Origin of the sequence: Rhodococcus sp. EPR-134, from assembly GCF_001647205.1 — a bacterium.
Classification (GTDB): Bacteria; Actinomycetota; Actinomycetes; order Mycobacteriales; family Mycobacteriaceae; genus Rhodococcus_F; species Rhodococcus_F qingshengii.
The window spans coordinates 1-1,398 of sequence record NZ_LVCT01000768.1 but is presented as its reverse complement, the minus strand read 5'-3'; the positions used below and the strand labels follow the sequence as shown (position 1 = coordinate 1,398).

The window sequence follows — 1,398 nt, the reverse complement described above, 5'->3', positions numbered from 1 at the left end:
GAGCGTCGTCGCCGCGCGCGAACCACCACAGTGCGCCGGCGACAACTACGACCACCGCAACGCCGAATACGCCCAGAACAGCGAGAGTGCGTCTGGGCGTATTCGGTGCGTGCGACATCACGCCACGATAGTCAATTACTCGAGCGGGGGTGCAGAGCGATCGATCGTCGTCGCGAGTGGCTTCTCCTTGACGAAGAGCAACAACACGACCGCTGCGATGACCAAGGGGACGAGGTAGAGGAAGATCGGCGCGAGCGCGTCGTTGTACGCGCCGACGATGATCTCGCGAACCTGGCTCGGCAACTTCCAGAGGATTCCCGGGGTCAAGGAGTTCTCGTCACCACCGACCGCGCCGCCATTCGCCGGGAGTCGCTCGGCCAGGAGATTGGTCAGACGCGAGGCGAACAGGCTGCCCACGATCGCGCTGCCCAACGACGCACCGATCTGGCGGAAGAAGTTGTTCGACGCGGTGGCCGTTCCCACTTCGGCCGCGGGGAAGGTGTTCTGCACGATCAAGATCAAGATCTGCATGACGAGGCCGAGTCCGATACCCATGAGTGCGATGTAGCAACCGAAGACCAGCAGTGAGGTCGACGGCGTCAGACGTGAGAGCAGGACCAGAGCAATAGCGACGATGGATGTTCCGACGATGGGGAAGATCTTGTAGCGGCCGGTCTTGCTGACCAGCTGGCCGGACCCGATGGAGGCGACGAGCAGGCCCGCCATCATGGGAATCATCATCAATCCAGCTTCGGTGGCGTTCTTGCCGGTCACCATTTGGATGTAGGTCGGCAGGTAGGCGAGCGCACCGAACATGGCGATTCCGATGATCAGGCCGGCGACGGTGGTCAACACGAAGTTGCGCTGAGCGAACAGATGCATCGGAATCACCGGTTCGTCGGCACGCTTTTCGACGAAGACAAAAGCCACTGCCGTCACGACGCAGCCGACGATCAACCCGATGATGACGGCCGATCCCCAGGCGTAGGTGTTTCCGCCCCAGGTCGTGAACAGGATCAGACACGTCGCTGCCGTCGCGACGAGAACCATGCCCAGATAGTCGATGCGAGGCTTGCCGAGGTTCGGCTTCCGCAGGTGCAGAAATGCCATCGCGCTCGCGATGGCGAGTAGGCCTAGGGGGATGTTGATCCAGAAGGCCCAACGCCAACCGATGCCCTCGGTGAACCAGCCGCCGAGTAGGGGACCGGCAACCGAAGCCAGTGCGAACACCCCGCCCATGGCACCCATGTACCGGCCGCGTTGCCTGGCGGGGACGACGTCGGCGATGATCGCCTGGGAAAGCAGGATCAATCCGCCGCCGCCGAGTCCCTGCACGGCTCGACCAGCGATGAGTGTGGTCATGTCGTGGGACAGACCGCCGATCACCGAACCGACGAT

The 1,398-nt window shown here is 62.7% G+C and carries 1 protein-coding gene; it reads right to left on the bottom strand.

Features of this window, described 5'->3' with window-relative positions:
• Positions 1-135: 135 nt before the first annotated feature.
• A partial coding sequence (locus A2J01_RS32880) for an MFS transporter (protein WP_064114370.1) occupies positions 136-1,398 on the bottom strand: 1,263 nt, incomplete at its 5' end.